The sequence below is a fragment of the Pseudotamlana agarivorans genome (genome assembly GCF_001642835.1).
GTDB lineage: Bacteria > Bacteroidota > Bacteroidia > Flavobacteriales > Flavobacteriaceae > Pseudotamlana > Pseudotamlana agarivorans.
In genome coordinates this window covers 1-3,225 of record NZ_LXEI01000034.1, presented here as the reverse complement: position 1 = coordinate 3,225, position 3,225 = coordinate 1, and the positions used below count along the sequence as shown (strand labels likewise).

Here is a 3,225-nt window from a genome sequence, read left to right as displayed (position 1 = left end):
TTAGGGTTCGGTTGGGTTTGAAACTGACAAATCCATAAATGTTTGTGTTTTTTGGATAGACACGATTGTCTATTCTTGCTGCTTGGGTTAAACGCATTCGTAGCCTGAAATTATTACGCACGGTTTGCGTTCCATCTACCTGTGCATAAATAAAGGCATCTGTGGTTTTTAAAATTTGGTTGTCATTGACTACTGGGTTTGAAGCGAAAAACAACTGATGCTCCAAAGCCAACTCCTTTGCCATCGTTTCATAATCTACTATTATTATTTCAGGTATAGTATCTACACTTTTTCCTGCTTGTTGCTCCTGATTTTCTGATGACCTATAATTTCTTTCCGAATAGCTTATCCTTCCTTTATTGTAGATACTATCTACCATCCGCATTTTTTCCTTGCTTAATAATTCGCTATCATAAACTCCCGTTGAGTCTAACAAATGCTCATCATAAATACTAGGCGCATTGGTTTCTCGAACTTCTTTTAAATCATCAACGGCTTCTAGTTTCGTCTCATATTCCTTTTGATCATCTGGCAAGTCTGGAATAGCAATGTCTTTGTTTTCTATAATGGCTTCATTATCGTCTCCCATAATGGTCATACTGTATCCAGCGATAAATAAAATAATACTGACTAATACGGTTATAAAAACGATTTTCTTTTTATCAATTTTCATTATCAATGCGTTTTAAGGTGTTTTCAAAATAATTGGTAATCAAAAGGCCGTGGGGGTTATTGGGAAAGTGCCTATCCACTTGAATTAATTTACCTGTAGTCGTCATTTCATAAGTATCAATTATTGACCCGCGATTGATTTCAAATACAGTTTTGGTTTCAAAGGCATAGGGCTCTGCTTGAACATCAACCTTAGAATGGATGCTAATCACCTTTTGTAATAAAGAGTATTGCAACAAGCGATTATAGACACCATCTGCCTTCTTTTGTCTGTACAATCCATCTACCGTACTATTGCCCAACCACAAGGCTTTCTCTAAATTTTTCTCATAGTTGCTGGCGTCAATATTATAAAAGTAGCGATGAAAGTTTTCTAAATGCGCCAATACTTCAACTTCAAGATTCTCTTGATGAGACACGAATTTTAATGGAATGACCTGCCCCTCTGTGTTGACGACAAAGGCATTATTAACGGTTTCTTTATGTAGTAAAATCACAAGTACTACAGAAACCACACAGGTTATTACAGCTCCTATTATTACGGCTAACACAATGAAACGGTTGAGCTTAAGTACACTAAAAATGTTTTTATACGGTGTTTTCATTTTCTTAAATATTTTATAACTGATTACCCCCTAGCCTCCTATAAACAGTTTGAACACAAAAGTGCTGGCCTTTCGATAGAGTTTGAATTTTAAAAGCACAATAAATCCAACTGAAGCAAACTGTAAGAGCGGGGCAAAAAAATCACTGCCCCAATCGGATCCAAACAAATCTACCCAGAAGTGCGTATTGATTTCTGTGTACAGGTTATTAACAAATACATTCACTAGAAAAAAGGCTGGTACTAGCATGTACACACCTGCATAGAGTTTGAAGAAATTATAAGCTAAGGTTCTAAACTTTTCAAATACCGCTAAACTAATGACCAAGGGAAAAAAGGCTTGCATGATGCCTAACAAGAAATAACGTTCTGCTAAAAACAGTGGATAAATGAACAAGTCCAGTAACCATAAAAATATTCCCATGATAAAGGCTATCGCTTTTAAACCGTATAGTGGTGTTACTAAGGCTTCATACAATAAGGCAAATGCTTTTTGGGCTGCTTTCAAAGGCCCTACATCTTGCTCTAAATCTAACTCCTGCATTTGTAAAGGCAATAAGGCTGGTGCTGTATCTCGATATTGTGTTTCAATAGCAACCAAAAGGGCATCGAACACATTTAATACTTGTGTTGAAAAAATAACTAAGATTACTACGGCAAAATTCTTTGCTAATTCTGAAGGTGTTAACCCCCAGGTAAAACCTGCGTTGGTGGCTATGCCTTCGTTGTATTTTTTTAGAATATTTATCAGAAAGAAAAGAATAGCTAGAGTTTTCATTCCTGTTATGGTATACTGCGAAAAATCACTGTTTTTGATCGTCGTAAATACAGCATCCACATATTCTAAGCCTATGCCTAATAAAATACCAGCCATTAGTAATTTGTCTGTCTGTTATTGATGATATCTTGCATTTCTCTAAAAGCGATGATCTCGCGATAGCGCCTGGTCTTTGCTTCTATTTCTGCCACCATATCTTTTGACTCTCTTTCTTTTTCCTTGAGGACTTCAGCGCGTTCAGCATCTGTCATTTTAAGGGTACCACTGGAGAGAATTTTATCTATGTATTCTAAGCTATCCATAGAGTTTTCTATAATGGCATTAAATGAATCTGATATACGATTAACTTCATCCGCTTTAATATAGGGTGAGTTTAATATCTCTCTTAAATCGTCTTGTACCAGATCAAAAAGTCGTTTATTATTCTGAGTGAGTTCTTTAACAGCTTTGAGCTGTATAATGGCATTGTTCACTTTTTCTATATTCTCCTTTTGAGTCTTTAGAAACTGAACCGTTTTTAAGAGCTGTGAGGTTTGCTTGGCTGATTCAATTAAGGACTTGGCAAAACTGATAAAATTGGTGTTGTCGTAAACAGGGACACCCTGAGCGCTCAGAGAGGCTGACGTAAACACACTTATTAATAAGGTGAGCAGTAAAATTCTAATGTTTGATTTCATAACTTTAATTTTTAAGAGTTAATAAATATTTTAATAGCTTCTTCCATACTGTTGGTTTGTTCATATAAGGTCATTATGGCCTCGCTTTCTTTTCCATCTGTTAAGTATGCTGCGTAGACTTCTCTAGGGACTTCCAACCTGAAAATGTTACTTTCTTTACCTATTTTGATAAACATTTCGGTGTACTTCCTTGCTCCTGATAAATTATTACGAATGGATCTTAATTGATTCATATCATGACTTGACAGGTTCAATCGGTTTTTTAATTCGTCATAACCTTTTTCGTTATTGAGGCTGTAAATGACTTGGGTGTTCTCTAAAATACTGGCGGATGTAGAATTATTGGGGAGTTGATTGATGGATTGTAAAATAACGCCTATGGCACCGTTTTGCTTTCTAATGGCTTGATAATAGAATTCGACACTTTCTAGTACATTTTCAAATTTGAGCTGTTTGGCGAATTCATCGAATAGTATGATACCTTTTTCTGCTTT

The 3,225-nt window shown here is 35.8% G+C and carries 5 protein-coding genes; all 5 read right to left on the bottom strand.

Features of this window, described 5'->3' with window-relative positions; translation table 11 throughout:
• Positions 1 to 673: conjugative transposon protein TraM (gene traM / locus A6I66_RS16195; RefSeq protein WP_067151889.1), on the bottom strand; the 673-nt coding region annotated here is incomplete at its 3' end.
• Complete coding sequence (locus A6I66_RS16190) at positions 663 to 1,277, bottom strand: conjugal transfer protein TraK (RefSeq protein ID WP_067151886.1); 615 nt, start codon at positions 1,275 to 1,277, stop codon at positions 663 to 665. The genes A6I66_RS16190 and traM, both read right to left, overlap by 11 nt.
• 30 nt (positions 1,278 to 1,307) lie before the next feature.
• A complete protein-coding gene (locus A6I66_RS16185) occupies positions 1,308 to 2,150 on the bottom strand; it encodes a hypothetical protein (protein ID WP_067151883.1) in 843 nt (280 codons plus the stop codon).
• Positions 2,150 to 2,731 (bottom strand): conjugal transfer protein, encoded by a 582-nt coding sequence (locus A6I66_RS16180; RefSeq protein WP_067151880.1) that lies wholly within the window; start codon positions 2,729 to 2,731, stop codon positions 2,150 to 2,152. Before A6I66_RS16180 ends, A6I66_RS16185 begins: the two co-directional genes overlap by 1 nt.
• 11 nt (positions 2,732 to 2,742) lie before the next feature.
• A partial coding sequence (locus A6I66_RS16175; protein ID WP_449421095.1) for a TraG/VirB4 family ATPase occupies positions 2,743 to 3,225 on the bottom strand: 483 nt, incomplete at its 5' end.